Genomic DNA, 25650 nt, shown 5'->3' with positions numbered 1-25650 from the left:
GGTGGCCGTACGAGGACGTGACGCGCGCGGGGGAGGCCCCCGGGGACGGCGGCGTGCGGCGGGCCTGCTGCTCGCCACGCTCCTGACCGCGTCCGCCTGCACGGCCTCCGCCGACCCGGACACCTTCCTCACCACCGGCGCCCTCGACGCCACCCTGGAGCGCCGCGCGGCGGCCGTCCTCGCCCACGACCCGGCGGGCTACCTCGACGGCCTCGCCCCGGACGCCGCGAAGCTGCGGGCCGCCCAGCGCACCGAACTGGACCGGCTCGCCGACGTACCGCTGAAGTCGTGGACGTACGACGTCAAGGACATCACCGAGCAGGACGGGCGGTGGGCCACCGCCGAGGTGGAGCTGCGCTACCGGATCGACGGCTACGACACCGCCCCGGTCGCCACCCGCCGCGTCCTGGAGCTGATGCGCGTCGGCGACCGCTGGTACATCACCGCCGATCGGCCCGCCGAGGGCGCCTCCGGGCAGCTGTGGCAGCAGGGGGACGTGGAGGTCGTCCAGGGCGCCCACAGCATCGTCCTGGGCGTCGGACGGGGCGAGGAGGAGCTGCGGCAGATCGCCGACACCGTGGACCTCGCCGTACCGGCCGTCTCGGACGCCTGGCCGCGCCCCTGGAACCGCCGGGTGGTCGTCCTCGTCCCGGACTCCGTCGAGTCCATGGCAGGGCTGCTCGGCTCGCCGGAGGCCAGCTACCGGGGCATCGCCGCCGTCACCACCGGCGAGGTCGGCGGCACCGGCGAACGCCCAGCCATCGCCGACCGGGTGATCGTCAACCCGCAGGCGTACGCCACCCTCGGCAGCTTCGGGCAGCGGATCGTCCTGACCCATGAGACGACCCATGTCGCCACCCGGTCCAGCACCTCCACCGCCACCCCGGTCTGGCTCTCCGAGGGCTTCGCCGACTGGACCGCCTACCGGGGCGAGGACCGCGCCGCCGACACCGTCGCCCCCGAACTGGCCGAGGCCGTCCGCAGCGGCCGGACCCCCGCCGAACTCCCCGCCGACCCGGACTTCGGCTTCGACGGCGACCCGGCGAAGCTCGCGGGGGCGTACGAGGGCGGCTGGCTGGCCTGCGAGCTGATCGCGGAGCGGTGGGGCAAGGAGAAGCTGATCGCCTTCTACGAGGCCGTGGGCGCGCACGACGGGCGGCAGGGGGCGGTGGAGAAGGCCCTGAAGGCGGTGCTCGACACCACCCCCGAGCAGTTCACCGCCGACTGGCGCGACTACCTCGCCACCCGGCTCGGCTGACCCTCCACCGCGTCCGGGACGGCCTCCGCCCGCGGCCTCCCCGGCACCGTCGACCGCCACAGCCGCCGCGCCGCGATCAGCGAGGCCGCCACCAGCAGCCCGTTCCGTACGACCAGGAGCGTCACCCCGCGCGCGTCGCTGGCCACCACATGGCCGAAGCCGATCGGGAACTCCAGCAGCGTCACCCCGGCGGCCACCAGTACCAGGACCGCGGGCAGGGTCATCGCCGTCCCCCGGAACACCAGGCACACCGCCGCCAGACCGACCAGCCACACCACGTACTGCGGGCTGATCACCCGGCTGGTCACCGTGAACAGCAGCACCGCCGTGAACGCCGCCTCGGCCGGGGTGCGCACCGTGAAGAGGCGCGCCCGCAGCCGCCACAGCAGCAGCCAGCCCAGCGCCAGGACCGCGAGCCCCAGCGCCAGCGTCGACATCAGCTCCACGTGCGGCCCGACGAACTCCATCGAGCCGTACCGCAGCTCGACCCGCCCCGCCCAGCCGAACTGCCGCGCGAGGTGGAAGACCAGCGCCCCCAGCGACTCGATCTCGGTGCCCCGGTCCCGCTGGAAGGCCAGGAACGCGAACGCCCCGGGCATCCACAGTGCGAACGCCGCCGCGAGCCCGGCCGCGCTCAGCGCCGCCGAGGTCCAGGCCGCCCGGGTCGGACGCCCCTTGCGCACCCCCACCAGCAGCAGCGCCGGCCACCCCTTCAGCAGCGCCCCGAACGCGGCCAGCGCCCCCAACGCCCGGGGTCTGCGCACGCCCGCCAGCAGCGCCGCCACCGCGACCGCCGTCACCATCAGGTCGTAGCGGGCGTAGACCGTGGGGCCCAGCAGCGGCACCCCCACGACCCACACCCAGGCGCCCGCCGCCCTTGTGCCCGGCCGCCGCCCCGCGTACAGCAGCAGCCCCAGCACCAGCGCGTCGCAGACCAGCACCAGCACGAAGAACGCGGTCGCGTACTCCCAGAACGGCAGCAGGGCGGGGGAGAGGACGGCCAGGGCCGCCCCGGGCGGGTACTGCCAGGTGACGTCGTCCAGCGGATACGTGCCGGTCAGCAGGACCTCGTACCAGCCCCGGTAGATCACCGAGACGTCCACCGTGACGTCCGGGCCGGCCACGGTGACCACCTTGAACACGCAGGCCAGCAGCCAGACCCGGGTCAGCGCCCACACCGCGTACGGCCACGGTCCGGTGCCGGTGGGTGCTCGTCCCGTCGTCATCGCCGCCCTCGTCGTCGCTCGTTCCCGGCCGCCCCCCCGGCGGTTCATGATGCCGTCGGGAGAGCGGGTCAGCGGTGAAGCGCGGCCGTTCGGTACTGTCGGCGGCGATGGACAAGACCTTGATCGTGACCAACGACTTCCCGCCCCGCCCCGGTGGCATCCAGGCGTTCCTGCACAACATGGCGCTGCGCCTCGATCCCGAGAGGGTCGTCGTCTACGCCTCCACCTGGAAGCGCGGCGAGGAGGGCACGGCGGCCACCGCCGCCTTCGACGCCGAGCAGCCGTATCCCGTGGTCCGCGACCGGACGACGATGCTGCTGCCGACCCCGCGTGCCACCCGCCGGGCCACCGAGCTGCTGCGCGAACACGGCTGCACCTCCGTCTGGTTCGGCGCCGCCGCCCCACTCGGCCTGATGGCCCCGGCGCTGCGCCGCGCGGGCGCCCGCCGCCTGGTGGCCACCACCCACGGCCACGAGGCGGGCTGGGCCCAACTGCCCGCCTCCCGGCAACTGCTGCGCCGGATCGGGGAGGGCACGGACACGATCACCTATCTCGGTGAGTACACCCGCTCCCGGATCGCCGCCGCGCTCACCCCCGACGCGGCCGGCCGCATGGTCCAACTGCCGCCCGGCGTCGACGAGAAGACCTTCCACCCGGGCTCCGGCGGCGACCGGGTCCGGGCCCGCCTCGGGCTCTCCGGCCGTCCGGTGGTCGTCTGCGTCTCGCGCCTGGTGCCGCGCAAGGGCCAGGACACCCTGATCCTGGCCATGCCCGCGATCCTGGCGCGGATCCCGGACGCGGTGCTGCTGATCGTGGGCGGCGGGCCGTACGCCAAGGACCTGGAGCGGCTCGCGGAGCAGACCGGGGTGCAGGACTCGGTGCGCTTCACCGGCCCGGTGCCCTGGGCGGAACTGCCCGCGCACTACGGGGCCGGGGACGTCTTCGCGATGCCCTGCCGGACCCGGCGCGGCGGGCTCGACGTGGAGGGGCTCGGGATCGTCTACCTGGAGGCGTCCGCGACCGGGCTGCCTGTGGTGGCCGGCGACTCCGGGGGCGCCCCGGACGCGGTGCTCGACGGCGAGACCGGGTGGGTGGTGCGCGGCGGCAGTGCCGAGGAGTCGGCGGACCGGATCGTCACGCTGCTCGGCGATCCGGAGCTGCGGCAGCGGATGGGGGAGCGCGGCCGGGCCTGGGTCGAGGAGAAGTGGCGCTGGGACCTGCTCGCGGAGAAGCTCAAGACGCTGTTGTGACCGTACGGCGGCGGGCCGGATGCGGAGCCCGCCGCCCGGCTCACACTTACGCCGAAGGGCCCGCGCTGTGCGAAAAGCGCGGGCCCTCCGGCGTACCCCTCAGGCGCGGTAGATCGACTCCACCTCGTCCGCGAAGTCCTTCGCCACCACGTTCCGCTTCAGCTTCAGCGACGGGGTGATGTGGCCCGCCTCCTCGGTGAACTGGGTGGGCAGAATACGGAACTTACGTACCGACTCCGCCTTCGAGACCGCCGAGTTCCCGTCGTCCACCGCCCGCTGCACCTCGGCCAGCAGCTCCGCGTCCTCGCGCAGCGACAGGGCCGTCGAGCCGGCCGGCTTGCCGTTCTCCTCGGCCCAGCGGCTCAGGAACTCCTCGTCCAGGGTGACCAGCGCGCCGACGAACGGGCGGCCGTCGCCGACCACCATGCACTCGGCGACCAGGGCGTGGGCGCGGATCCGGTCCTCGATGACGGCCGGAGCGACGTTCTTGCCGCCCGCCGTCACGATGATCTCCTTCTTGCGGCCGGTGATCGCGAGGTAGCCGTCCTCGTCCAGCGTGCCGATGTCCCCGGTGTGGAACCACCCGTCGGCCAGCGCCTCGGCGGAGGCCGCCTCGTTGTTCCAGTAACCGGTGAACAGGTGCTCGCCGTGCAGCAGCACCTCGCCGTCGTCCGCGATCCGCACGACCGATCCGGGCAGCGGCTGGCCGACCGTGCCGATCTTCGGCCGGTCCCACGGGTTGAACGCGGTGGCCGCGCACGACTCGGTCAGGCCGTACCCCTCCAGGACCGTGAAGCCGATGCCCCGGTAGAAGTGGCCCAGCCGCTCGCCCAGCGGCGCGCCGCCGGAGATCGCGTACTCGCCCCGGCCTCCGAGGACCGCGCGGAGCTTGCCGAAGACCAGCTTGTCGAAGAGCTTGTGCTTGAGCTTCAGACCCAGCGTCGGGCCCTGCGGGGTGGACAGCGCCCGGCTGTAGGCGATCGCCGTGTCGGCGGCCCGGTCGAAGATCTTGCCCTTGCCGTCCGCCTGCGCCCTGGCGCGGGCCGCGTTGTAGACCTTCTCGAAGACCCGGGGCACGCCCAGGATCAGCGTCGGCCGGAACGAGGCCAGCTCGTCGGTGAGGTTCTTGATGTCCGGGACGCAGCCGAGCTTGATCGGGGCCATCACCGAGGCCACCTCGACCAGCCGGCCGAAGACGTGCGCGGCGGGCAGGAACAGCAGCACCGAGCACTCGCCCGTACGGAACAGCGGCTTCAGCCGCTCCACCACGTTGCCGCACTCCGCGAAGAAGCTGCGGTGGGTGAGCACACAGCCCTTCGGGCGGCCCGTGGTGCCCGAGGTGTAGACGATCGTCGCCGGGTCGTCCGCCTTGGCGCTGACCATCCGCAGGTCCATGGTCTCGTCCGAGACCCCGGCACCCGCCTTGCCGAGCGCCTCCACGGCGCCCGCGTCGATCTGCCAGACATGCTCCAGCTCCGGCAGGGAGTCCCGTACGGAGGCCACGGCCGCGGCGTGCGCGTCGCTCTCCACGAGCACCGCCACCGCCCCGGAGTCACCGAGGATCCACTGCACCTGCTCGGCGGAGCTGGTCTCGTACACCGGCACGGTCACCGCGCCCGCGCTCCAGATCGCGAAGTCCAGCAGCACCCACTCGAAACGGGTGCGCGACATCAGGGCGACCCGGTCGCCGGGCTGCACACCCGAGGCGATCAGCCCTTTGGCGGCGGCTCTCACCTCGGCCAGGAACTGGGTGGCGCTGACGTCCGTCCAGACGCCGGCCACCTTGCGGCTCATCACCGCGACTTCGGGATGCTGAGCGGCATTGCGGCGGATGAGATCCGTCAGGTTGCCGTCCGTCGGGACCTCGTACAGGGCCGGAAGGCTGAACTCGCGCAAGACTGCTGCTCCTCATCGGGCTCCGGTGCCACGGCTCTGTGTGACGCACCGGCTGCGGTCCAAGATTGGCGGGTGCTCAGTGGGGTGAGCACGACTGGACTGCCCGGACGTTACCCACCGGTACTCGGTTCCGGATAGGGGGTTCCGGCCAGATGTCTTATGCATCACACATATAAATGGCCCTTTCGCGCACAGTAGTCCACTGCCGTCCCGACGTGGAAGTAACCGCAGGTCCGGACGGTCTACCAGGGACGGAAGCCGCGCTCTAGGGTGATCGCATGCGAGGCAGCGAACCGGACAGCCGGGACCCGGGCGCCGGGCCGACCCGGATCCACGTGGTCAGCGACGTGCACGGCAACACCGAGGCCCTGGCCCGCGCGGGGGACGGCGCCGACGCGCTGATCTGCCTCGGTGACCTGGTCCTCTTCCTCGACTACGCGGACCACTCGCGCGGCATCTTCCCCGACCTGTTCGGCAGGGAGAACGCGAGCCGCATCGTCGCCCTGCGCACCGCCCGCCGCTACGACGAGGCCCGCGCCTTCGGCCGCGAGCTGTGGGCCGGCCGTGACCGCAACACCGAGATCCTCGCCGCCGTACGCAAGCAGTACGCCGAACTCTTCGCGGCCTTCCCCACTCCGACGTACGCCACCTACGGCAACGTCGACGTCCCCGGCCTCTGGCCCGAGTACGCCCGCCCCGGCACCACCGTGCTCGACGGCGAACGCGTAGAGATCGGCGGCCGGGTCTTCGGCTTCGTCGGCGGCGGCCTCAAGACCCCGATGAACACCCCGTACGAGATCAGCGACGAGGAGTACGCCGCCAAGGTCGAGGCGCTCGGCCCGGTCGATGTCCTCTGCTCGCACATCCCGCCCGAGGTCCCCGAGCTCACCTACGACACCGTCGCCCGCCGCTTCGAACGCGGCAGCACCGCCCTGCTGGAGGCGATCCGCGCCACCCGTCCCCGGTACGCGCTTTTCGGCCATGTTCACCAGCCGTTGGTCCGCCGGATGCGCATCGGTACCACCGAGTGCGTCAACGTCGGCCACTTCGCCTCGACCGGAACGCCCTGGGCGCTGACCTGGTGAGCGCGGGCGGCCGGGGCGTGGACCGGAGCGCCCCGGGCACGCGATAGCCTGCACAGCGGCAGGCTCCTGCCGACAGCGACCGGTATCACCGCACTGGAGGGCCACGGCGATGGCTGAACACACCAGCTCGAGCATCACGATCGAGGCGGCACCGGCCGACGTCATGGGCGTGATCGCCGACTTCGCCCGCTACCCGGAGTGGACCGGCGAGGTCAAGGAGGCCGAGGTCCTCTCCACCGACGACCAGGGCCGCGCCGAGCAGGTCCGCCTCGTCCTCGACGCCGGAGCGATCAAGGACGACCACGTCCTCGCCTACACCTGGACCGGCCGGAACGAGGTCAGCTGGAGCCTCGTCAAGTCCCAGATGCTGCGCTCCCTGGACGGCACCTACGCCCTCACCCCCGTCGCCGGCGGCGAGCGCACCGAGGTCACCTACCGGCTCGCCGTCGACGTCAAGATCCCGCTGCTCGGCATGATCAAGCGCAAGGCCGAGAAGGTCATCATCGACCGCGCCCTCGCAGGTCTGAAGAAGCGCGTCGAGTCCGCCCCCAAGGCCTGAGCGACATGCGTACGGTCCTGGTCACCGGCCCCGGCGGCGCGGGCCGTACCACCGTCGCGGCGGCCACCGCGCTGGCCGCCGCGAGCCGCGGCGGCCGCACCCTGCTGCTCTCCGCCGAGGCCATACCCGGCTTCCCGGCCGCCACCGGACCCACCCCGGTCACCGACCGCCTCGACCACGTCCGCATCGACTCCGGCGAGCACTTCCGCGCCGAACTCACCGAGCTGCAGAACCGTGCCTCCGGCGTCCTGGACCTGCTCGGCGCGGGCCGGCTCGACGGCGAGGAGCTCACCGAGATCCCCGGCTCCCCGCAGCTCGCCCTGCTGCACACGCTGCGCCGCGCCGCCGAGGGCGACCTGTCCGGCTACGACACCCTCGTCGTCGACCTCCCGCCGCTGACCGAGGCCCTGGCCCTGCTCGCCCTCCCCGAACAGCTGCGCCGCTATCTGCGCCGGCTGCTCCCCGCCGAACGCCAGGCCGCCCGCGCCCTGCGCCCCGTCCTCGCCCAGCTCGCCGGGGTCCCGATGCCCGCCCAGTGGCTGTACGAGGCCGCCGCCCGCAAGGACGAGGAGCTGGCCGCCGTCCAGGCCCTCATCGAGGACGGGGCCACCACGCTCCGGCTGGTCGCCGAGCCAGGACCGGCCGCCGAGGACGCCCTGCGCACCGCCCGGACCGGCCTCGCCCTGTACGGACTGCGGGCCGATCTGCTGGTCGCCTCCCGGGTGCTGCCCCGGCACTCCTCGGACCCCTGGTTCGCCGCGCTCGCCGCCCAGCAGGAGAAGTGCCTGGACCACTGGCACCAGGACGTGGCCCCGGACCTGCCCGTGCACGAGGCCGCCCACCTGGGCCGCGACCCCGAGGGCACGGGTGACCTGGCCGCGCTGGAGATCCCCGCCCCCGACGACCGGACGCCCGGCCGGGCCGACGACCCCTGGTGGACCGAGGAGGAGCAGGACACCGAGGACGGGACCACGACCATCGCCTGGTGCCTGCCGCTGCCCGGGGCCGCCAAGGAGGACCTGCGCCTGGTCCGACGGGGCGACGAACTGCTCCTGACCGTCGGCCCCTTCCACCGGATCGTGCGGATCGCCTCCGCGCTGCGCCGCTGCACCGTCTCCGGCGCCGCCCTGGCCGACGGGGTGCTCCGGGTCCGGTTCGCCCCGGACCCGGCCCTGTGGCCGCGCACCTCCTGAACGCCGTGCGGCCATTCGGGTAACGTCGGTAGTACGTGAACCGCAGGCCGACCGTCGGCCTGCCGCGTCGCAGGAGTCCGCCATGAGTGAAGCCACCGATCGTCCCGTCGACGGCGACGCGTGGGCCGACGCCTGCGCCGAGGACCTCGCGGCCGAGAAGGCCCGCCGCCGCGCGCAGTACGGCCCGCCGCCCGGATCCGCCGCCGAGGAGCTGCGCAAGCTGGTCGACGCCGTCGCCGACAAGGTCTCCTCGCTCCAGACCCCGCTGTTCGGCGTCGCCGCCCCCGCGGTCCAGCAGGCCATCCGGCAGGCGAAGTCCGCCGTGGAACCCGTCATCGAACGCAACCCCCAGGTCTTCGACCACCTCGCCGCCGCGGGCAACGAACTGCTCGCCGCCTACCGCTCCGCGGTGGAGGGCCAGGAGAGCCGCTGGACCCGCACCACCGAGGGCGCCTCGGGTACCGCGGGCCCCTCGAAGAAGGCTGCCGACGACCCGTCCGACCCCCGGGACGAGGGCCCTTCCGGCACCGAACGCATCGACCTGGACTGACCGGCTCCGGCCGGTACCGGGCGCGGCCTCGGGTACGGTTGCCCCTAGCGGGGCTCGACCGAAACTGAGGGATTCATGGGACTCACCATCGGCGTCGATATCGGCGGCACGAAGATCGCGGCTGGAGTGGTCGACGAAGAGGGCCGGATCCTCTCGACGTTCAAGGTGGCGACCCCGCCGACGGCCGAAGGCATCGTCGACGCGATCTGCGCGGCGGTCGCCGGGGCGAGCGAGGGCCACGACGTGGAGGCCGTCGGCATCGGCGCCGCCGGTTACGTCGACGACAAGCGCGCCACCGTCCTCTTCGCACCGAACATCAACTGGCGTCACGAGCCGCTCAAGGACAAGGTCGAGCAGCGCGTCGGCCTGCCCGTCGTCGTCGAGAACGATGCCAACGCCGCAGCCTGGGGCGAATACCGCTTCGGGGCCGGCCAGGGCCACGACGACGTCATCTGCATCACGCTCGGCACCGGCCTCGGCGGCGGCATCATCATCGGCAACAAGCTGCGCCGCGGACGCTTCGGCGTGGCCGCCGAGTTCGGCCACATCCGGGTCGTCCCGGACGGTCTGCTCTGCGGCTGCGGCAGCCAGGGCTGCTGGGAGCAGTACGCCTCCGGCCGCGCCCTCGTGCGGTACGCCAAGCAGCGCGCCAACGCCACCCCCGAGAACGCCGCCGTCCTGCTCGGCCTCGGCGACGGCTCGGTGGACGGCATCGAGGGCAAGCACATCAGCGAGGCCGCCCGCCAGGGCGACCCGGTGGCCATCGACTCCTTCCGCGAGCTGGCCCGCTGGGCCGGCGCCGGACTGGCCGACCTCGCCTCGCTGTTCGACCCGTCCGCGTTCATCGTCGGCGGCGGCGTCTCGGACGAGGGCGAGCTCGTCCTCGACCCGATCCGCAAGTCGTTCCGGCGCTGGCTGATCGGCGGCGAATGGCGCCCGCACGCCCAGGTGCTCGCCGCCCAACTCGGCGGCAAGGCAGGGCTCGTGGGCGCGGCCGACCTGGCCCGCCAGGGCTGAGTCCCGTACGGCACGACGCATCGGACGCCCGCCGCCGCCCTTCCTCCGGGGCTGCGGCACCCGATCTGGTCCTCGTCCAGGAGGCCCCGCGCTTCTTCCGCTGGCGCAAGGCCGCCGCCCGGCTCGCGAAGAGCAGCGACCTGGTGGTGCTGAGCGGCGGGGCCACCGCCGCCGGACCCCTGCTGCTGTGCTCGCTGCGGGCGAGGGTCGAGCGCACCGAGGACGTCCTGCTGCCCCTCACCCCCGGCCTGCACCGCCGGGGCTTCGCCACCGCCGTCGTGCGGATCGCCGGGGCCCGGCTCGGGGTGCTGAGCTGCCATCTGAGCCTCCAGCGCGACGAACGCCTCGCCCAGGCGGACCTGCTGCTGGAGCGGCTGGCCTCGATGGGCGTGGAGCACGCGGTGGCGGGCGGCGACCTCAACGACGTACCGACGGGGAAGGCGTTCCGGCATCTGGCCGGGCCGCTCCAGGACTGCCGGGCCGTCGCCCCGTGGGGCGGCGAGCTGACGTTCCCGCCCGACGAGCCCCGTAAGCGCATCGACGCCGTCTTCGCGACCCCGGGCATCGAGGTGCTCGGCTGCGGGGTGCCGAGCGGGCTGCCGGGGGTGGGCGAGGACGATCTGAGGGCGGCCACGGACCATCTGCCGGTCCTGGCCGCCCTCAGAGTGCCTGCCGCGAAGTGAGCTACACGACCGCGCCGCGCCCCGGGTCGCCGTAGGTGTCGTCATCGTCGTCGTGCGGCATCCGGGCCACCAGGGTGGCGAAGCCGCCGAGGAAGCCGCCGATGCAGAGCGTGGTGAGCCACCACGTCATCTCCCACTGGAACAGCACCGCGATCAGCATCAGCACCGGCCCGCCGATCACCGCGAGCCAGGCGAACTTCGCCGTGACGTCCGCCTCCGGCAGCGGCGGCGGCTCCGGCGGCACGAAATGGCCCTCGTCCCCGTCGTCCGGCTCGTCGATGCCGTCGTCCTTGGACTCGGGCAGTTCGTAGTCACGGGGGCCCGCGACGCCGGGCGCGAAGACCACCGAGCTGCCCAGCGCCTTCTTCTCCGGCGGCTTCGGGGGCGCCTTGTCGGGCCCCTTGTCCGCCGGGTCCCCGGCGGAGCCGTCGCCGGACCCCGTCACATTGCGCTGGTCGTCCTCCAGCAGGGCCAGGTCCTCGATGGACTTGAACGGCTTGGCGCCCGGCGGGTCCGGCGGCTCCTCCCCGTACCCCGCGACGATCGCGGCCCATGCCGCGTCCTCGTCGATCGCCCGCTCCTGCTCCGCTCCCTCGGACCCCGCCGGCTTCGTCCCCTCCGGGACGGCCGCGGGCTCCGTGGGGCGCGGTTCGCGCTCCTCGTCGCTGCCTGTGCGTTCCGCGTCGTGCTCAGCCACCGGACGTGCTCCCCTTCATCCCGACGTTCGGTGCGAGACGGCCGATGAACCGGTAGCTCTCATCGAAGATCCGCTCCGCATCATGGTCCAACGTCGCCACGTGGTAGCTCTGTTCCAGCAGTATCTCGGAAACATCCGTGGAGGAGATCCGGCTGAGGATCCGCGCGCTGTCGGCGGGCGGCACGACATGGTCCTGCGGGCTGTGCAGCAGCACCACCGGCTGGGTCACCTGCGGCAGCTCCCCGTCGACCAGACGGAAGAACTTCCGCAGTGAGTGCGCGGCGTGCAGCGGCACCTTGCTGTAGCCCACCTCGTGCGACCCCGGCAGCGCGATGTCGTCGGCCACGCCCTTCGTCGTCCGCACCAGATGACGGGCGACCGGCAGCGCGTACGCCGAGAGGCCGTGCACCTTGTTGGCCGGGTTGACCAGCACCAGACCGCTGATCGTGTCCCCGTGCTTGGCCGCGAGCCGCAGGGACAGCGCGCCGCCCATGGAGAGCCCGAAGACGAAGACCTGCTCGCACCTCTCCGCGAGGGCCCGCAGCTCCCGGTCCACCTCCGCGTACCAGTCCTGCCAGCCGGTGGCCGCCATGTCCTCCCAGCGGGTGCCGTGGCCCGGCAGCAGCGGCAGCGAGACCGTCAGTCCGCGCTCGGCGAGATAGTCCGCCCAGGGACGCAGCGACTGCGGGGATCCGGTGAAGCCGTGGCAGAGGAGGACGCCGACCTCTCCGCCCTCGTGGCGGAACGGCTCGGCTCCAGGGAGGACCGGCACCAGGGTCTCCTGTTCGTGGGACGGGGCGGGAGGGCGCACCTGGGGGAGTGCTTGACGGATGACTTCACCGTACGCGACCGGACCGACACCGACCAGGGCCTTCACGCCCCCACGCAGCGCTCCGCACGGCCCGGCCGGGGAGGCGGGTCCCCCTGCCGGGCAGCGGCCGCGACGGCGGCACAGGCTAATCTCTAGCGACAGCACACAGGAGGAACCAGAGTTGATCTACGGCGCCATGAAGTTCTCCATCGGCGGGTCCCTGAAGCTCGCCTTCCGGCCCTGGGTGGAGGGCCTGGAGAACATCCCCGAGCGCGGGCCCGCGATCCTCGCCAGCAACCACCTCTCGTTCTCCGACTCGTTCTTCCTCCCGGCCGTGCTGGACCGCAAGGTCACGTTCATCGCCAAGGCCGAGTACTTCACCTCGCCCGGTGTGAAGGGCAAGCTCACCGCCGCCTTCTTCAAGGGCGTCGGCCAGCTCCCCGTCGACCGCTCCGGAGCCCGCGGCGCCGGTGAGGCGGCGATCAAAGCGGGCATACAGGTCGTCGAGAGCGGCGGCCTCTTCGGCATCTACCCCGAAGGCACCCGCTCGCCCGACGGCCGCCTCTACCGCGGCAAGCCCGGCGGCCTCGCCCGGGTGGCCCTGGCCACCGGCGCCCCCGTCATCCCGGTCGCCATGATCGACACCGAGAAGATCCAGCCGCCCGGCCAGGTGATGCCCAAGCTCATGCGCCCCGGCATCCGGATCGGCAAGCCGCTGGACTTCAGCCGCTACCAGGGCATGGACGGCGACCGCTTCATCCTGCGCTCGGTGACCGACGAGGTCATGTACGAGATCATGAAGCTCTCCGGCCAGGAGTACGTGGACATCTACGCCACCGCTGCCAAGCGTCAGCTCGCCGACGAGGCGAAGGCCAAGGCCGAGGAGGCCAAGCGGCAGCGGAAGCAGGCCGCCGCGGGCAACGGAAACGGAACAGAACGGTCCGGCGCCTAACCGCGTCGTTGACCGTCCGGGGGGTGTGGCCATGGCCAAGCGTGAGCGGGTCGTACGGATGTCGGTCGAGCTGCCGCTGTGGCGTGCGCTGACGGGCTACCGCGTCCTGACGATGATCTACGCGGTACTGCTCGCGATCTTCGGCAAGGACAACCTCGGCCGGGAGAGGTTCGAGCGGCCCTGGGTCGCCGTCGCCTATCTGGTGTTCCTCTGCGTCTGGACGCTCGCCACCCTGCCCAAGGTCCGCTCGGCGGCGAACTGCACCAAACGCTTCCTCGGCGCCGACCTCGTCGTCGCGCTGACCGGCATCCTGCTCACCCCGCTCGCCGACGTCGACTCCCAGTCCTTCGACGGGCCGACGCTGCCGTCGATCTGGACGGCCGGCGCGGTCCTCGCCTTCGCCATCAAGGGCGGCTGGCGGTGGGCGGCCTTCGCCTCCACGTTCGTCGCCGCCGCCAATATCATCCAGCGCGGCGAGCCCAGCCGGGACACCTACCACAACGTCCTGCTGGTCTGGGTCGCCTCCATCGCCATCGGGTACGTCGTCGAGGTCGCCCGCGCCAGTGAGCGCACCCTCGCCCGCGCCCTGGAGATCGAGGCCGCCACCCGCGAACGCGAACGGCTCGCCCGCGACATCCACGACAGCGTGCTCCAGGTCCTCGCCATGGTCCAGCGCCGCGGCACCGCCATCGGCGGCGAGGCGGCCGACCTGGGCCGGATGGCCGGCGAACAGGAGGTCGCCCTGCGCACCCTGGTCTCCAGCGGCCTGGTACCTCCCACCCGGGTCTCCGAGGACGCGGCCGAGGGAGCCGTGGTCCGCACGGTCGAGATCGACGAGGAGGAGGGGCCCGCCGACCAGACCCCCTGCGACCTGCGCGCCCTGCTCGCCCCGCACGCCGGATCCCGCACGAGCTTCGCCGAGCCGGGCGCCCCGGTCCTGCTCCCCGCCGCCTCCGCCCGGGAGCTGGCCGCCGCCGTCAGCGCCGCCCTGGACAACGTCCGGGTGCACGCCGGCCCGGACGCCCAGGCGTGGATCCTGGTCGAGGACGAGCCGGACGAGGTGATCGTCACCGTCCGGGACGACGGCCCCGGCATCCCCGAGGGGCGGCTCGCCCAGGCGGAGGGCGAGGGGCGGCTCGGGGTGGCGCTCTCCATCCGCGGCCGGCTGCGCGACCTGGGCGGCACGGCAGAGCTGATCTCGGTGCCCGGCCAGGGCTGCGAGGTCGAGTTGAAGGTACCCAAAGCACCGAAGGTTTCCCGGGGGAAGGCAGGAACGGCCCGATGAGCACGAACACACCACAGAACGAGCAGGGGGCGGCGGACCGGCCCATCAGGGTCATGGTCGTCGACGACCACCCCATGTGGCGCGACGCGGTCGCCCGCGACCTCACCGAGTCCGGCTTCGACGTCGTCGCGACCGCCGGGGACGGCGCGCAGGCGGTGCGCCGGGCCAAGGCGGTGAGCCCGGACGTCCTCGTCCTCGACCTGAACCTCCCCGGCATGCCCGGCGTCCAGGTCTGCAAGGAGCTCGTCGGCTCCCACCCCGGCCTCCGCGTCCTGGTCCTCTCCGCGAGCGGCGAGCACGCCGACGTCCTGGAGGCGGTGAAGTCCGGGGCCACCGGCTATCTGCTGAAGTCCGCCTCCACCCAGGAGCTGACCGACGCCGTCCGCTCCACCGCGGCCGGCGACCCGGTCTTCACCCCGGGCCTCGCGGGCCTGGTCCTCGGCGAGTACCGCCGGCTCGCCTCCGACCCCGCACCGGTGGCGTCCGACGAGCCCAAGGCACCGCAGCTCACCGACCGGGAGACCGAGGTCCTGCGGCTGGTCGCCAAGGGCCTCTCGTACAAGCAGATCGCCGAACGGCTGGTGATCTCCCACCGCACGGTCCAGAACCATGTGCAGAACACCCTCGGCAAGCTCCAGCTGCACAACCGGGTGGAGCTCGTGCGGTACGCCATCGAGCGCGGCCTCGACGACGTCTGATCCGGCGGGGGCGGGGCCGTGGCCGTATATTCGGGCTGACCGGCCCTGCCCTGTCCCGTCCCCGGACACAGCTCGGGAGAATCCGTGGAAATCCTGGCCTTCGGTGTGCAGTCCGACGAGAAGCCCCTGATCGAGAAGGCCTTCGAGGGGGTGCACGAGGTCCGCTGCCTGGACGTCTTCCTCAACCGGGACACCGCCCCCATCGCGGCCGGCCACGAGATCATCTCCACGAGTGTCAACGCCGACCTGAGCGCCCCGGTGCTCCAGACGCTCGCCGCGGGCGGCACGCAGATGATCGCCCAGCGCTCCACCGGCTTCAACAACATCGACCTGGAGGTCGCCGAGCGGCTCGCCCTGCGTGTCGCCCGGGTCTCGTACTACTCGCCGTACTCGGTCGCCGAGTTCGCCTGGACGCTGGCCATGGCGGTCAACCGGCGCATCATCCGGGCCGCGAGCCGCACCCGGGACTTCGACTTCCGCCTCGACGGGCTGCTCGGCCGGGACATGCGCGGCCGCACCGTCGGCGTGCTCGGCACCGGCAAGATCGGCGAGGCGTTCACCCGGATCGCCCACGGCTTCGGCATGAAACTGCTCGGCTGGGACGTCGTCGAGAACCCGGCCTGCGCCGAGCTGGGCATGGAGTACGTGGCGAAGGAGCGGCTGTTCGCCGAGGCCGACCTGATCAGCCTGCACGTGCCGCTGCTGCCCAGCACCCAGCACCTCATCGACGAGGCCGCCCTCAAGGCGATGAGGGACGATGCGATCCTCGTCAACTCCAGCCGCGGCGGCCTCATCGACACCGCCGCCCTGGTCACCGAACTCCGCGCGGGCCGCTTCCTCGGCGTCGGACTCGACGTGTACGAGGCGGAGGCCGGGCTGTTCTTCCTCGACAAGTCCCTGGAGGGCATCGACGACGACACCCTCGCCCGGCTGGTGACCTTCCCCAACGTCATCGTCACCTCCCACCAGGCGTATTACACCGAGGACGCGGTGGGCCAGATCATCGACGCGACCGTTCAGAACGTCACCGACTACCTGGCCCGCCGCACCGGCGAGAACGTCCTCGTACCCAGGAATCCCTAGGCTCAGCCCGCCACGGGCAGCCCCGCCAGGAGCTCCGTCACGATCGCCGAGCCCCGCACGGTCAGCACCGACTCCGGGTGGAACTGCACCGAGGCGAAGCCCGGACCGCGCAGCGCGTGCAGCTCCCCGCTCTCCTCGTCCCGGCTCACCTCGATCCCGTGCGCGGCCAGCTCGGCGGCGGCCGGGCCGTCGCACCGGGCGGTGAAGCTGTTGTAGAAGCCCACCGTCTCCGGCCGCCCGAACAGCTCGATCCTGGTCTGCGCCCCCTGGTACGGCACCGCCTTGCGGACGATCTCCAGACCCAGCTCCGCCGCGATCAGCTCGTGCCCGAGGCAGACCCCCAGCAGCCCGTGCCGGTGGTCCCGCACCAGCTCGGCGGCGATCTCCCGCAGCAACCGCATCTTGGGGTCGGTGAGGTCGCCCGGGTTCCCCGGGCCGGGGCCCAGCACCACGGGCCCCCCGTGCGCACGGACCACCTCGCGCAGCCCCGGCTCGTCGTACCGGCGCACCGAGACGTCCAGCCCGGACGCCCGCAGCAGATGGGCCAGCATCGCGGTGAACGTGTCCTCCCCGTCCACCACCAGGGCGTGCCCGGACAGGTCCCGGACGCGCTCCTGCATCCGCAGCCAGAACGGGGCGAGCCCCCCGCGCCGGTCGTCGAGCGCCGCCTGCACCCGGGGGTCGGAGGCCAGGCGCGGCCGCTCCGCCTCCGCCGCCGGGCGGCCCGGCCGCACCCCGAGGGCGGCCAGCACCCCGGCCGCCTTGGCGTGCGTCTCGGCGACCTCGCTGTCCGGATCCGAGTGACGTACGAGCGTGGCCCCGACCGGCACCTTCAGCGAACCGTCGGGGGCGATGTCGGCGGTACGGATCAGGATCGGCGAGTCCAGCGTCTGCGCCCCGTTCGCGTCCCGGCCCAGCAGGGCCAGCGCCCCCGCGTAGTAGCCGCGGCCCCCGGACTCGTACCGCTCGATCACCCGGCACGCGTTCTGCACCGGGGAGCCGGTCACGGTCGCGGCGAACATCGTCTCGCGCAGCACGTCCCGCACATCCAGCGAGGACTTCCCGCGCAGCTCGTACTCGGTGTGCGCGAGGTGGGCCATCTCCTTGAGCCTGGGGCCGACCACCACCCCGCCCATGTCGCCCACCGTGCACATCATCTTCAGCTCCTCGTCGACCACCATGGACAGCTCCTCGCTCTCCTTGCGGTCCCCGAGGAACGCCAGCAGGCTCTCCGCGGTGGGCCCCTCCGCCGGGTAGCGGTACGTCCCGCTGATCGGGTTCATCACGACCGTCCCGCCCGACATCCGCACATGCACCTCCGGGCTGGCCCCCACCAGCACCCTGTCCCCGGTGTGCACCACGAACGTCCAGTACGCGCCCCGCTCGCCCGCCAGCAGCCGCCGGAACAGCGCCAGCGCGTCCGCCCGACCGAACCCGGGGATCTCGCCCCGGAACGTCCGCCGGATCACGAAGTTCGCGCCCTCGCCCTGCCCGATCTCGTCCCGGATCACCCGCCGCACGATGTCCGCGTACTCCCCGTCCGGCACATCGAAGCCGCGGTCCTCGACCCTCACGTCATGCGCGGGCAGCGCCGCCAGCACCTCCGCGAGCTCCAGCTCGTACGACTCGTCGGCGACCAGCACGCTCAGCGGGGTGCCGTCGTCGCGGACGTCGAACCCGCGCTCGGCGATCTGCCGGAACGGCACCAGGGCCAGCGCGGGCGACGCGCCCACCGGCAGATCGGCCAGCCGGTCCGCCTCCCGCACCCCGCCGATCAGCAGTTCGACGTGATCGTGGTCACGGCCGGGCGCACGGCGGCGCAACAGCGCGAACGGCGGGGCGTCCTCGGCGAGCAGTCGGCGCATGAGGACTGAGGCGGATCGGGACGGGGTCTGGGACACGGTGAGCGGTTCCTTCCGGACGGTCCGTACGGAGTCCACGGGGGGATCCGCACGAAGTTCACAGGGAGAGGAACGGCTCCTGAACACAGAAAAGGCCGCCCCTCGGGCGGCCTTTCGCGAAGTGTCAGCGCGATGAATCAGCGGGCCGCCGGATGAGCGGTCCACCACCAGTTCTGGATCGAGATCTGGATCTGTTGCGTCGACATGCCCCGACCTTAGCGGACGATCCGGGCACCTGAGCGGGTGTCTCACCTATTGAGCGTTCGAATGGACGCCCACCGGGACCCCGTAATGTTGTGCACGTGACCGTGAACGCCAATACCTCCGTCGCCGGTGGCAACACCTGGCGAGACCTTCCCGCGGCGCAGCAGCCCGAGTACCCCGACTCCGAGGCGCTGCGCGATGTACTCGCGGACCTCGCGTCGTATCCGCCGCTCGTCTTCGCGGGCGAGTGCGACCAGCTGCGCGCCCGTCTGGGAGCCGTCGCCAAGGGCGAGGCGTTCCTGCTGCAGGGCGGCGACTGTGCCGAGGCCTTCGACGCCGTGTCCGCCGAGCACATCCGGGCCAAGCTGAAGACGCTGCTCCAGATGAGCGCCGTCCTGACCTACGCCGCCTCCGTGCCGGTCGTCAAGGTCGGCCGGATCGCGGGCCAGTACTCCAAGCCGCGCTCCAAGTCGACCGAGACCCGCGACGGCGTGACCCTGCCGACCTACCGCGGCGACTCGGTGAACGGCTTCGCCTTCACCGAGGAGGCCCGGGTCCCGGACCCGCAGCGGCTGAAGCAGATGTACCACGCGTCCTCCTCCACGCTGAACCTGGTGCGCGCCTTCACCACCGGTGGTTACGCCGACCTGCGCCAGGTCCACGCCTGGAACCAGGACTTCGTGAAGTCGTCCCCCGCAGGCCAGCGCTACGAGGCCCTGGCCCGCGAGATCGACAACGCGCTCAACTTCATGAAGGCGTGCGGCACCGACCCGGCCGAGTTCAAGGCGGTCGAGTTCTACGCCTCGCACGAAGCGCTGCTGCTGGACTACGAGACGGCGCTGACCCGCACCGACTCGCGCACCGGCCAGCTGTACGACACCTCCGGCCACATGGTCTGGATCGGTGAGCGCACCCGCCAGATGGACGGCGCGCACATCGAGTTCGCCTCGAAGGTCCGCAACCCGATCGGCATCAAGCTCGGCCCGACGACCACCGTCGACGAGGCGCTCGGCTACGTCGACCGCCTCGACCCCGAGCGCGAGCCGGGCCGGCTGACCTTCATCGTCCGCATGGGCGCCGACAAGGTCCGCGACAAGCTCCCCGAGCTGGTCGAGAAGGTCACCGCCTCCGGCGCGACCGTCGCCTGGGTGACCGACCCGATGCACGGCAACACCTTCGAGGCCGCCTCCGGCCACAAGACGCGCCGCTTCGACGATGTCCTGGACGAGGTCAAGGGCTTCTTCGAGGTCCACAAGGGCCTCGGCACCCACCCGGGCGGCATCCACGTGGAGCTGACCGGCGACGACGTCACCGAGTGCGTGGGCGGCGGCCACGAGATCTTCGTGGACGATCTGCACCAGCGCTACGAGACGGCCTGCGACCCCCGGCTCAACCGCAGCCAGTCGCTCGACCTGGCCTTCCTCGTCGCCGAGATGTACCGCGACCAGTAGAAGTCTTCGCCGGACGCACCTGTGGGGCACGGATCCATGTGATCCGTGCCCCACAGTCGTACCCAGGACTTTTGCGCCGCCCGGGGGACGGGTAAGGTTAGGTTAGCCTCACCGACGAAGACCGGGGCGGCACCAGCGACCGACCCGCAGGGAGGTGAACCGCATGTACGTCTGCTCCTGCTTCGGCGTCACCGAGGCCCAGGTCAAAAAGCATGCGGACGCCGGTGCCTGCACACCCCGGCAGATCGCGTCGGCCTGCAAGGCCGGCACGGACTGCGGCGGCTGTGTGCGCCGTATCCAGGCTCTGCTGGGACGCGGCGACTGCCCGCGCCGCGAGCTGCTCGACCAGCGACAGGAGCCCGTGGCCGCCTCCGTGGCCCGACCGGTCCTCTCCGACGCCGCCTGAGCGGCCGCCCGGCGGTCAGCTCTCCGGCTGCTCGATCAGCTGCGCGATGTAGAGCGGCTCACCGAGCTTCTCCACCAGCTCCAGCTGGGTGTCGAGATAGTCGATGTGGTGCTCCTCGTCCTCCAGGATCGACTCGAAGATGTTCGCGGAGGTGATGTCCCCCTTGCCGCGCATCACTTCGATACCGCGCTTGAGGCGGTCGATCGCCTCCACCTCGACCTGGCGGTCCGCCTGGAACATCTCGGTCACCGTCTGACCCACCCGGACATGGAACAGCCGCTGGTAGTTCGGCAGTCCGTCCAGGAACAGGATCCGGTCGGTGAGGATCTCGGCGTGCTTCATCTCGTCGAAGGACTCGGCCCGGGTGTACTTGGCGAGCTTGGTCCACCCGAAGTTGTCCTGCATCTTGGCGTGCAGGAAGTACTGGTTGATCGCAGTCAATTCGGCGGTCAGCTGCTCATTGAGAAACTCAAGGACCTCGGGGTCGCCCTGCATGGCAAAGGCTCCTTCCAACCGGTGATCGATCTGGCAAGTTGGCCAGATCCTCGCACCGTGCTCAGCGGCCGTCCAGTAAGTGCACGCTTAGTACGAGTTGCCCCGGTGGGGGGTCCTCCCTGGTCATGACCACCCCTGCCTGTCTGTCACCATGGAGACATGGGTCAGCCGGAAAACCGGGAGAATCGCGGAGCAGAGCAGTCGGAGCTTCCACCAGGACAGCGACTGCAGCGCGGATGGCCGGTCACCCATTACGGGCCCGTTCCCAAGTTCAAGCCCGACCGCTGGGAGTTCCGGGTCTTCGGGGCCACCGCCGACGGCGACAAGCACTGCTGGAACCACCAGGACTTCTCGGCGCTGCCGTTCTCCTCGGTCGTCGCCGATCTGCACTGCGTGACGAAGTTCAGCATGATCGGCGCCGAATGGGGCGGGGTCCCGGCGAGGGCGATCCTCGAACTGGCGCCGCCCGCCCCCGACGCCACCCATGTGATGGTCTGGGCGGAGTACGGCTTCTCCTCGAATCTGCGCCTGGCCGACTTCGCCTCCGAGCGCACCCTCTTCGCCACCCACAAGGACGGCGAACTCCTCACCGCCGAGCACGGCTTCCCGCTCCGCCTCGTCGTCCCGCACCTGTACGCCTGGAAGGGCCCGAAATGGGTCCGGGGCATCGAGTACATGACGGCGGACCGGCGCGGATTCTGGGAGGAGCGGGGCTACCACAACATCGGCGACCCCTGGTCCGAGCAGCGCTACTCCTACCAGGAAGAGCCGGGCGACGGCCCGGAGCTGTAGCGCTCTAGCGGGTGCCGCGCAGTTCCTTCAGCCGGGCCACGTCCGCCGCGTGCCCCTCCTTGCCGCCGGGCGTCTCGATGATCAGCGGTACGCCCTCGGTCGCCGGATGGGCGAACAGCTCGGCGAACGGCTCCGCCCCGATGTGCCCTGCGCCGATGTTCTCGTGCCGGTCCTTGTGGGCGCCCACGACGTCCTTGGAGTCGTTGGCGTGGATCAGCTTCAGCCGCCCCTCGCCGACCGTCTCCACCAGCAGGTCCAGCGTCTGCCGCATCCCCGTCGGACCGGTCAGGTCGTGCCCGGCGGCGTAGATGTGGCAGGTGTCCAGGCAGATGCCCAGCTTCGGGTGGGAGTCCAGCGCCTCGAAGTACGGGCCGAAGTCCCAGGTCCGGGAACAGAGCGAGAAGCCCTGGCCGGCCGTCGACTCCAGCAGCAGATCCGGATCGTCGTCATGGGTCAGCTCGTCCAGCAACGGCCTCATGTGCTCCCGCACCTGGGCCAGCGCCTCGGCGCGCGGCCGCCCGCCGGTCGCCGAACCGGTGTGCACGACCACGCCCAGCGCACCGATCTCCCGCGCCCGCCGCAGCGAGTGGCGCAGGGACTCCACGGACTTCTCCACCGTCGCCTCGGTGTGCGAGCCGAAGTTGATCAGATACGGGGCGTGCACGTACGCCGGGATCGAGGCCGCCGCGCACTCGGCGCGGAACAGCTCGTCCTGCGCCGGGTTCCCGGCGGGCGTCGCCCAGCCGCGCGGGTTCGCCACGAAGACCTGCACGGTCTCCGCCGCCAGCTCGCGCGCGTACTCCAGGCCGACCTTGGCGAGGCCGCCCGCCACCGGGACATGCCCGCCCACCGGGTTCCGCAGAACGTCCATCAGGTTCTAGAGCCCCCTGGTCTTGATGGTGATTGTGGAGCCTTCGGGGGCTTGTTCGCCGCCGTCCACGGACTGGCTTGCGATCGTGTCGCTGAAGGAGAGGAACGGCCGGTCGACCTTCACCTCGAAGCCCGCCTCCTCCAGGGTGCTCCGCGCCTCGTCGACGTCCCGGCCGGTGACGTCGGGGACGTCCAGCATTCGGGGGCCCTTGGAGACGGTCAGCTGGATCGTGTCGCCCTCGGCCGCCTCGGCGCCCTCCTTGGGGGACTGCTCGGCGACGGCTCCCTCGTCCTCGGGGGAGTGGACCCGGCCGGGCAGCACCTCGGCCTTCAGCCCCTCGGCCTCCAGCTCGGCGGTGGCTTCCCCGGCGGAGAGCCCGGTGACGTCCGGGACGTCGATCGGGGCGCCCTTGCTGACGACGAGCGCCACGGCCGTGTCCGGATTGCGGTCCGTACCGGCGCGGGGATCCGTGCGGATCACCTTGCCCCGGTCCACGTCCTCGCTGAACTCCCTGGTCACCATCCCCGGGACCAGGCCCACCTTCTTCAGGGAGCGCCGGGCGTCGGCGAGGGAGGCGTCGACCACATCGGGGACCCGCACGATCTCCGGGCCTCGCGAGACGACGAGCCGCACCGAGCCGTTGCCCCGGATCCGGTCGCCGGAGGCGGGCTCGCTGCTCACGACCTCGCCCCGCTCGACCGTGTCGCTGAAGACCCGGTCCACGCCCTTCAGCCCGAGCCCGGCGTCCGCGATCCGCTTCTCGGCGGTCTGCTGGGTCTGCCCGAGCACCGAGGGGACCTGGGTGAACTGGCCGGAGTTGATGTACCAGACGCCCGTGCCGATCCCCAGGGTCAGCAGGACGGCGGCGAGCGCGATGATGAGCCTGCGGTGCGGCCCGCCGAACGGACCGCTCCGGCCGGCCCGGCGCCCGGCCGGAGCGGCGGGCCCCGCAGGCGGCATCGCCAGGCGGCTGGTGCGGTGCACGCCGTCCCCGTCGCCGTCTTCCGGAAGGGCCCGGGGGATCACGCTCGTACGGTCGTCCGCGCCGTCGTGGGCGTCCGACAGCGCCTGCGGCGGTACGGCGTCCAGCTCGGCGTCGGTCAGCCCGGCGCGGGCCTCACGGGTCTCGGCCAGCAGCAGCACCGCGTCGTGCGGGCGCACCTCGGGATTGCGGGCGGTCGCGCTCGCCACCAGCGAGTCCAGCGCGACCGGGAGCCCCGGCACGACGGCGGACGGGGCCGGGACGTCGGCGTTGAGGTGCTGGTAGATGACCTGGGCGGCGTTCTCGCCGGTGTGCGGCTTGGCGCCGGTGAGCATCTCGTACAGCACGACCCCGCAGGCGTACACATCGCTGCGGGTGTCCGCGGTGCCGTGCTCGATCTGCTCGGGGGCCAGGTACGAGACCGTGCCCAGCAGCGAGCCGGTGGTGTCGGTGGCCGTGCCGACCGCCCTGACCAGGCCGAAGTCGGCGACCTTCACCCGTCCGTCGTCCCCTATCAGGACGTTCTCCGGCTTCATGTCGCGGTGCACGAACCCGGCCCGGTGCGCGGCGCCGAGCGCGGCGAGGACCGGTTCCAGGATGTCCAGCGCGGCCCGGGGCTGGAGGGCCCCGCGCTCGCGCAGCACGTCGCGCAGCGTGCAGCCCGCCACATACTCCATCGCGAGATAGACGTACGCGCCCTGAGCGCCCTGGTCGAAGACCGCGACGACATTGGGGTGCGCCAGGCGGGCCACCGACTTGGCCTCCCGGATGAAGCGCTCGACGAACGAGACGTCGGTGGCGAGCGCCGGGTGCATCACCTTGAGGGCGAGCACCCGGTCCAGGCGGGTGTCCACGGCCCGGTAGACCGTGGCCATCCCGCCGACGGCGATGCGCGCCTCAATGCGATACCGGCCGTCGAGCAGCTGCCCGACGAGAGGGTCCTGGAGGGTCGTGTCCACCCCGAGAGTCTACGAGCCGCCACGGACACCCCGGACGGGCCGGGGCACGCCCGGGGCCGTTCTGCAGCCGATCCGTGACAGGGACACGTCCCTTGGTCACGCCCTGGGCCGGCCGGCCCACCCGGGGGGCAATCCAAGCCCCTCCGGTAGTTCAAGCCCCCTCCGGCGATTGAGGAGCGGGGGGGGGGGCAGCGCCCCGATCACGTACCGGCGCTCAGAACGCCGGCCGCTCCGGATCCAGCGCAGCCCGCCCATCCACCGGCGAGGACGCCTCGGCGAAGTGCCGGCGCGGAATCCGGCCCGCGCGGTACGCGAGCCGCCCGCCCTCCACCGCGTGGCGCATCGCACCCGCCATCAGCTCCGGCTCCTGGGCCCGGGTCACCGCCGAGGCGAGCATCACAGCCGCACACCCCAGCTCCATCGCCTGCGCCGCGTCCGATGCGGTCCCGGCCCCCGCGTCGAGGATCACCGGCACCCCCGCCCGGTCCACGATCAGCTCGAAGTTGTGCGGGTTGCGGATACCGAGCCCGGAGCCGATGGGGGAGCCCAGCGGCATGATCGCCGCGCACCCCACGTCCTCCAGCTTCCGGGCGAGCACCGGGTCGTCGTTGGTGTACGGCAGCACCGTGAACCCGTCGTCGACGAGCATCTCCGCCGCGTCCAGCAGCTCGATCGGGTCGGGCAGCAGGGTCCGCTCGTCGGCCACCACCTCCAGCTTCACCCAGTCCGTGCCGAGCGCCTCCCGGGCCAGCCGAGCGGTCAGTACCGCCTCGCCCGCGGTGAAGCAGCCCGAGGTGTTCGGCAGGACCTGGATGGAGAGCCGCTCCAGCACGGAGAGCACCGAACCCTGCACGGTGGGGTCGAGGCGGCGCATCGCGACCGTGGTCAGCTCGGTGCCCGAGGCGATCAGCGAACGCTCCAGCACCTCCAGGCTCGGGGCCCCGCCGGTGCCCATGATCAGCCGGGACCCGAACGTGGCAGGTCCCAGCGTGAAGACGTCGTCCGACATGGTCAGCCTCCCTGTACGGCCGTCAGGACCTCGACGCGGTCGCCCTCGCCGAGCGTCGTGGCGGCCCACTGGCCGCGCGGGACGACGCTCTCGTTGACGGCCGCGGCGACCCCGGAGCGGGCCGGGGTCAGGGCGCCGACCAGGGCACCCAGATCCGTCCCGGCGGGAACGGCACGAGCTTCCCCGTTCACCGAGACGGAAACGGTGGCGGTCGCGGTGGATTCCGGTGCGGCGGGCTGCTGGGTCATACGGGCTGCTCCTGGAGTACGGGGGCGGCGGCGGGTTCGAAGCGGCCGGGGGCGAAGGCCAGGAGCCTCCTCGGGCAGCTCGCCGGTGG

At 72.2% G+C, this 25650-nt stretch carries 26 protein-coding genes; 15 read left to right on the top strand and 11 right to left on the bottom strand.

The window, feature by feature from the left end:
* The first annotated feature begins 1 nt into the window (after position 1).
* The gene (locus D3105_RS15375; RefSeq protein WP_118903773.1) at positions 2 to 1258 is read left to right on the top strand and encodes a hypothetical protein; all 1257 of its coding nucleotides are present in this window, start codon (positions 2 to 4) and stop codon (positions 1256 to 1258) included.
* Here D3105_RS15375 and D3105_RS15370 read toward each other — a convergent pair.
* Positions 1234 to 2484, bottom strand: a complete 1251-nt coding sequence (locus tag D3105_RS15370; protein WP_118903772.1) for a glycosyltransferase 87 family protein — start codon at positions 2482 to 2484, stop codon at positions 1234 to 1236. The two genes, D3105_RS15375 and D3105_RS15370, sit on opposite strands and share 25 nt — an antisense overlap.
* 107 nt (positions 2485 to 2591) lie before the next feature.
* Between D3105_RS15370 and D3105_RS15365 the strand changes: the two genes are divergently transcribed.
* Complete coding sequence (locus D3105_RS15365) at positions 2592 to 3734, top strand: glycosyltransferase family 4 protein (protein ID WP_118903794.1); 1143 nt, start codon at positions 2592 to 2594, stop codon at positions 3732 to 3734.
* A gap of 99 nt (positions 3735 to 3833) precedes the next feature.
* Here D3105_RS15365 and D3105_RS15360 read toward each other — a convergent pair whose 3' ends face one another.
* A complete protein-coding gene (locus D3105_RS15360; protein ID WP_118903771.1) occupies positions 3834 to 5630 on the bottom strand; it encodes an AMP-dependent synthetase/ligase in 1797 nt (598 codons plus the stop codon).
* 278 nt (positions 5631 to 5908) lie between these two features.
* On the opposite strand from D3105_RS15360, the gene D3105_RS15355 reads away from it, so the two are divergent.
* The 6 genes from D3105_RS15355 (at position 5909) to D3105_RS15330 (ending at position 10717) form a co-directional block, all read left to right on the top strand.
* On the top strand, positions 5909 to 6715 hold the full coding sequence (locus tag D3105_RS15355; RefSeq protein WP_118903770.1) for a metallophosphoesterase family protein: 807 nt from the start codon (positions 5909 to 5911) through the stop codon (positions 6713 to 6715).
* Positions 6716 to 6824: 109 nt separating this feature from the next.
* The gene (locus D3105_RS15350; RefSeq protein ID WP_118903769.1) at positions 6825 to 7274 is read left to right on the top strand and encodes an SRPBCC family protein; all 450 of its coding nucleotides are present in this window, start codon (positions 6825 to 6827) and stop codon (positions 7272 to 7274) included.
* 5 nt (positions 7275 to 7279) lie between these two features.
* Positions 7280 to 8467 carry an ArsA family ATPase gene (locus D3105_RS15345; protein ID WP_118903768.1) on the top strand — a complete coding sequence of 396 codons (1188 nt, stop codon included), beginning with the start codon at positions 7280 to 7282 and terminating at the stop codon, positions 8465 to 8467.
* An 82-nt stretch (positions 8468 to 8549) separates the two neighbouring features.
* Positions 8550 to 9017 carry a DUF5304 domain-containing protein gene (locus tag D3105_RS15340; RefSeq protein WP_097875235.1) on the top strand — a complete coding sequence of 156 codons (468 nt, stop codon included), beginning with the start codon at positions 8550 to 8552 and terminating at the stop codon, positions 9015 to 9017.
* A 75-nt stretch (positions 9018 to 9092) separates the two neighbouring features.
* Positions 9093 to 10034: an ROK family glucokinase gene (locus D3105_RS15335; protein WP_030086593.1), complete on the top strand. Its 942-nt coding sequence runs from the start codon at positions 9093 to 9095 to the stop codon at positions 10032 to 10034.
* Positions 9947 to 10717: an endonuclease/exonuclease/phosphatase family protein gene (locus D3105_RS15330; protein ID WP_425315740.1), complete on the top strand. Its 771-nt coding sequence runs from the start codon at positions 9947 to 9949 to the stop codon at positions 10715 to 10717. The genes D3105_RS15335 and D3105_RS15330 overlap by 88 nt, the downstream gene beginning before the upstream one ends.
* Position 10718: 1 nt before the next feature.
* Here D3105_RS15330 and D3105_RS15325 read toward each other — a convergent pair whose 3' ends face one another.
* Together D3105_RS15325 and D3105_RS15320 are read right to left on the bottom strand one after the other, a co-directional pair.
* Positions 10719 to 11414 carry a hypothetical protein gene (locus tag D3105_RS15325; RefSeq protein ID WP_118903767.1) on the bottom strand — a complete coding sequence of 232 codons (696 nt, stop codon included), beginning with the start codon at positions 11412 to 11414 and terminating at the stop codon, positions 10719 to 10721.
* The gene (locus D3105_RS15320) at positions 11407 to 12186 is read right to left on the bottom strand and encodes an alpha/beta hydrolase (RefSeq protein ID WP_118903792.1); all 780 of its coding nucleotides are present in this window, start codon (positions 12184 to 12186) and stop codon (positions 11407 to 11409) included. Before D3105_RS15320 ends, D3105_RS15325 begins: the two co-directional genes overlap by 8 nt.
* A gap of 220 nt (positions 12187 to 12406) precedes the next feature.
* Between D3105_RS15320 and D3105_RS15315 the strand changes: the two genes are divergently transcribed.
* The 4 genes from D3105_RS15315 to D3105_RS15300 all read left to right on the top strand — a co-directional run bounded on the left by D3105_RS15315 (position 12407) and on the right by D3105_RS15300 (position 16243).
* Positions 12407 to 13177: a lysophospholipid acyltransferase family protein gene (locus D3105_RS15315; protein ID WP_118903766.1), complete on the top strand. Its 771-nt coding sequence runs from the start codon at positions 12407 to 12409 to the stop codon at positions 13175 to 13177.
* A gap of 31 nt (positions 13178 to 13208) precedes the next feature.
* Positions 13209 to 14462 carry a MacS family sensor histidine kinase gene (macS, locus tag D3105_RS15310; protein WP_118903765.1) on the top strand — a complete coding sequence of 418 codons (1254 nt, stop codon included), beginning with the start codon at positions 13209 to 13211 and terminating at the stop codon, positions 14460 to 14462.
* Complete coding sequence (locus tag D3105_RS15305; protein WP_118903764.1) at positions 14459 to 15160, top strand: response regulator; 702 nt, start codon at positions 14459 to 14461, stop codon at positions 15158 to 15160. Before macS ends, D3105_RS15305 begins: the two co-directional genes overlap by 4 nt.
* 84 nt (positions 15161 to 15244) lie before the next feature.
* Positions 15245 to 16243, top strand: coding sequence for a 2-hydroxyacid dehydrogenase (locus D3105_RS15300; protein WP_118903763.1), 999 nt, complete (start codon positions 15245 to 15247; stop codon positions 16241 to 16243).
* Positions 16244 to 16245: 2 nt separating this feature from the next.
* Here D3105_RS15300 and D3105_RS15295 read toward each other — a convergent pair whose 3' ends face one another.
* Together D3105_RS15295 and D3105_RS36045 are read right to left on the bottom strand one after the other, a co-directional pair.
* Complete coding sequence (locus D3105_RS15295) at positions 16246 to 18144, bottom strand: anthranilate synthase family protein (protein ID WP_276311828.1); 1899 nt, start codon at positions 18142 to 18144, stop codon at positions 16246 to 16248.
* Between the two features lie 137 nt (positions 18145 to 18281).
* The gene (locus tag D3105_RS36045; RefSeq protein WP_106429850.1) at positions 18282 to 18350 is read right to left on the bottom strand and encodes a trp operon leader peptide; all 69 of its coding nucleotides are present in this window, start codon (positions 18348 to 18350) and stop codon (positions 18282 to 18284) included.
* A 102-nt stretch (positions 18351 to 18452) separates the two neighbouring features.
* Here D3105_RS36045 and D3105_RS15285 point away from each other — a divergent pair, with 102 nt between their 5' ends.
* Both D3105_RS15285 and D3105_RS15280 read left to right on the top strand, forming a co-directional pair.
* Positions 18453 to 19799: a class II 3-deoxy-7-phosphoheptulonate synthase gene (locus tag D3105_RS15285; protein WP_030805921.1), complete on the top strand. Its 1347-nt coding sequence runs from the start codon at positions 18453 to 18455 to the stop codon at positions 19797 to 19799.
* Positions 19800 to 19962: 163 nt separating this feature from the next.
* Complete coding sequence (locus tag D3105_RS15280) at positions 19963 to 20205, top strand: (2Fe-2S)-binding protein (protein WP_118903762.1); 243 nt, start codon at positions 19963 to 19965, stop codon at positions 20203 to 20205.
* Positions 20206 to 20220: 15 nt separating this feature from the next.
* Here the strand turns inward: D3105_RS15280 and bfr are convergent, their stop codons facing one another.
* A complete protein-coding gene (bfr, locus tag D3105_RS15275) occupies positions 20221 to 20700 on the bottom strand; it encodes a bacterioferritin (RefSeq protein ID WP_007451289.1) in 480 nt (159 codons plus the stop codon).
* Between the two features lie 159 nt (positions 20701 to 20859).
* Here bfr and D3105_RS15270 point away from each other — a divergent pair, with 159 nt between their 5' ends.
* The gene (locus D3105_RS15270) at positions 20860 to 21492 is read left to right on the top strand and encodes a sulfite oxidase-like oxidoreductase (RefSeq protein WP_030718893.1); all 633 of its coding nucleotides are present in this window, start codon (positions 20860 to 20862) and stop codon (positions 21490 to 21492) included.
* A 4-nt stretch (positions 21493 to 21496) separates the two neighbouring features.
* Here D3105_RS15270 and D3105_RS15265 read toward each other — a convergent pair whose 3' ends face one another.
* The 4 genes from D3105_RS15265 to thiS form a co-directional block, all read right to left on the bottom strand.
* Positions 21497 to 22363, bottom strand: a complete 867-nt coding sequence (locus D3105_RS15265) for a deoxyribonuclease IV (RefSeq protein WP_118903761.1) — start codon at positions 22361 to 22363, stop codon at positions 21497 to 21499.
* A gap of 6 nt (positions 22364 to 22369) precedes the next feature.
* Positions 22370 to 24304, bottom strand: coding sequence for a Stk1 family PASTA domain-containing Ser/Thr kinase (gene pknB / locus D3105_RS15260; protein WP_118903760.1), 1935 nt, complete (start codon positions 24302 to 24304; stop codon positions 22370 to 22372).
* Between the two features lie 214 nt (positions 24305 to 24518).
* The gene (locus tag D3105_RS15255) at positions 24519 to 25313 is read right to left on the bottom strand and encodes a thiazole synthase (RefSeq protein WP_118903759.1); all 795 of its coding nucleotides are present in this window, start codon (positions 25311 to 25313) and stop codon (positions 24519 to 24521) included.
* 2 nt (positions 25314 to 25315) lie between these two features.
* Positions 25316 to 25561 (bottom strand): sulfur carrier protein ThiS, encoded by a 246-nt coding sequence (thiS, locus tag D3105_RS15250; protein WP_118903758.1) that lies wholly within the window; start codon positions 25559 to 25561, stop codon positions 25316 to 25318.
* Positions 25562 to 25650: the final 89 nt, after the last annotated feature.

This window comes from Streptomyces globisporus, from assembly GCF_003501885.1.
GTDB classification, from domain to species: Bacteria; Actinomycetota; Actinomycetes; order Streptomycetales; family Streptomycetaceae; genus Streptomyces; species Streptomyces globisporus_D.
This window is presented reverse-complemented; position numbering and strand designations above follow the sequence as displayed.

Bases quoted from the DNA above. Each gene is read 5' to 3' on its own strand.
- D3105_RS15335 (WP_030086593.1), top strand. From the start codon at position 9,093: ATGGGACTCACCATCGGCGTCGATATCGGCGGCACGAAGATCGCGGCT.
- D3105_RS15365 (WP_118903794.1), top strand. From the start codon at position 2,592: ATGGACAAGACCTTGATCGTGACCAACGACTTCCCGCCCCGCCCCGGT.
- D3105_RS15340 (WP_097875235.1), top strand. From the start codon at position 8,550: ATGAGTGAAGCCACCGATCGTCCCGTCGACGGCGACGCGTGGGCCGAC.
- D3105_RS15305 (WP_118903764.1), top strand. From the start codon at position 14,459: ATGAGCACGAACACACCACAGAACGAGCAGGGGGCGGCGGACCGGCCC.
- bfr (WP_007451289.1), bottom strand. From the start codon at position 20,700: ATGCAGGGCGACCCCGAGGTCCTTGAGTTTCTCAATGAGCAGCTGACC.
- macS (WP_118903765.1), top strand. From the start codon at position 13,209: ATGGCCAAGCGTGAGCGGGTCGTACGGATGTCGGTCGAGCTGCCGCTG.
- D3105_RS15355 (WP_118903770.1), top strand. From the start codon at position 5,909: ATGCGAGGCAGCGAACCGGACAGCCGGGACCCGGGCGCCGGGCCGACC.
- D3105_RS15255 (WP_118903759.1), bottom strand. From the start codon at position 25,313: ATGTCGGACGACGTCTTCACGCTGGGACCTGCCACGTTCGGGTCCCGG.
- D3105_RS15370 (WP_118903772.1), bottom strand. From the start codon at position 2,484: ATGACGACGGGACGAGCACCCACCGGCACCGGACCGTGGCCGTACGCG.
- D3105_RS15270 (WP_030718893.1), top strand. From the start codon at position 20,860: ATGGGTCAGCCGGAAAACCGGGAGAATCGCGGAGCAGAGCAGTCGGAG.
- D3105_RS15345 (WP_118903768.1), top strand. From the start codon at position 7,280: ATGCGTACGGTCCTGGTCACCGGCCCCGGCGGCGCGGGCCGTACCACC.
- D3105_RS15280 (WP_118903762.1), top strand. From the start codon at position 19,963: ATGTACGTCTGCTCCTGCTTCGGCGTCACCGAGGCCCAGGTCAAAAAG.
- D3105_RS15330 (WP_425315740.1), top strand. From the start codon at position 9,947: ATGGCGCCCGCACGCCCAGGTGCTCGCCGCCCAACTCGGCGGCAAGGC.
- D3105_RS15265 (WP_118903761.1), bottom strand. From the start codon at position 22,363: ATGGACGTTCTGCGGAACCCGGTGGGCGGGCATGTCCCGGTGGCGGGC.
- D3105_RS15350 (WP_118903769.1), top strand. From the start codon at position 6,825: ATGGCTGAACACACCAGCTCGAGCATCACGATCGAGGCGGCACCGGCC.
- thiS (WP_118903758.1), bottom strand. From the start codon at position 25,561: ATGACCCAGCAGCCCGCCGCACCGGAATCCACCGCGACCGCCACCGTT.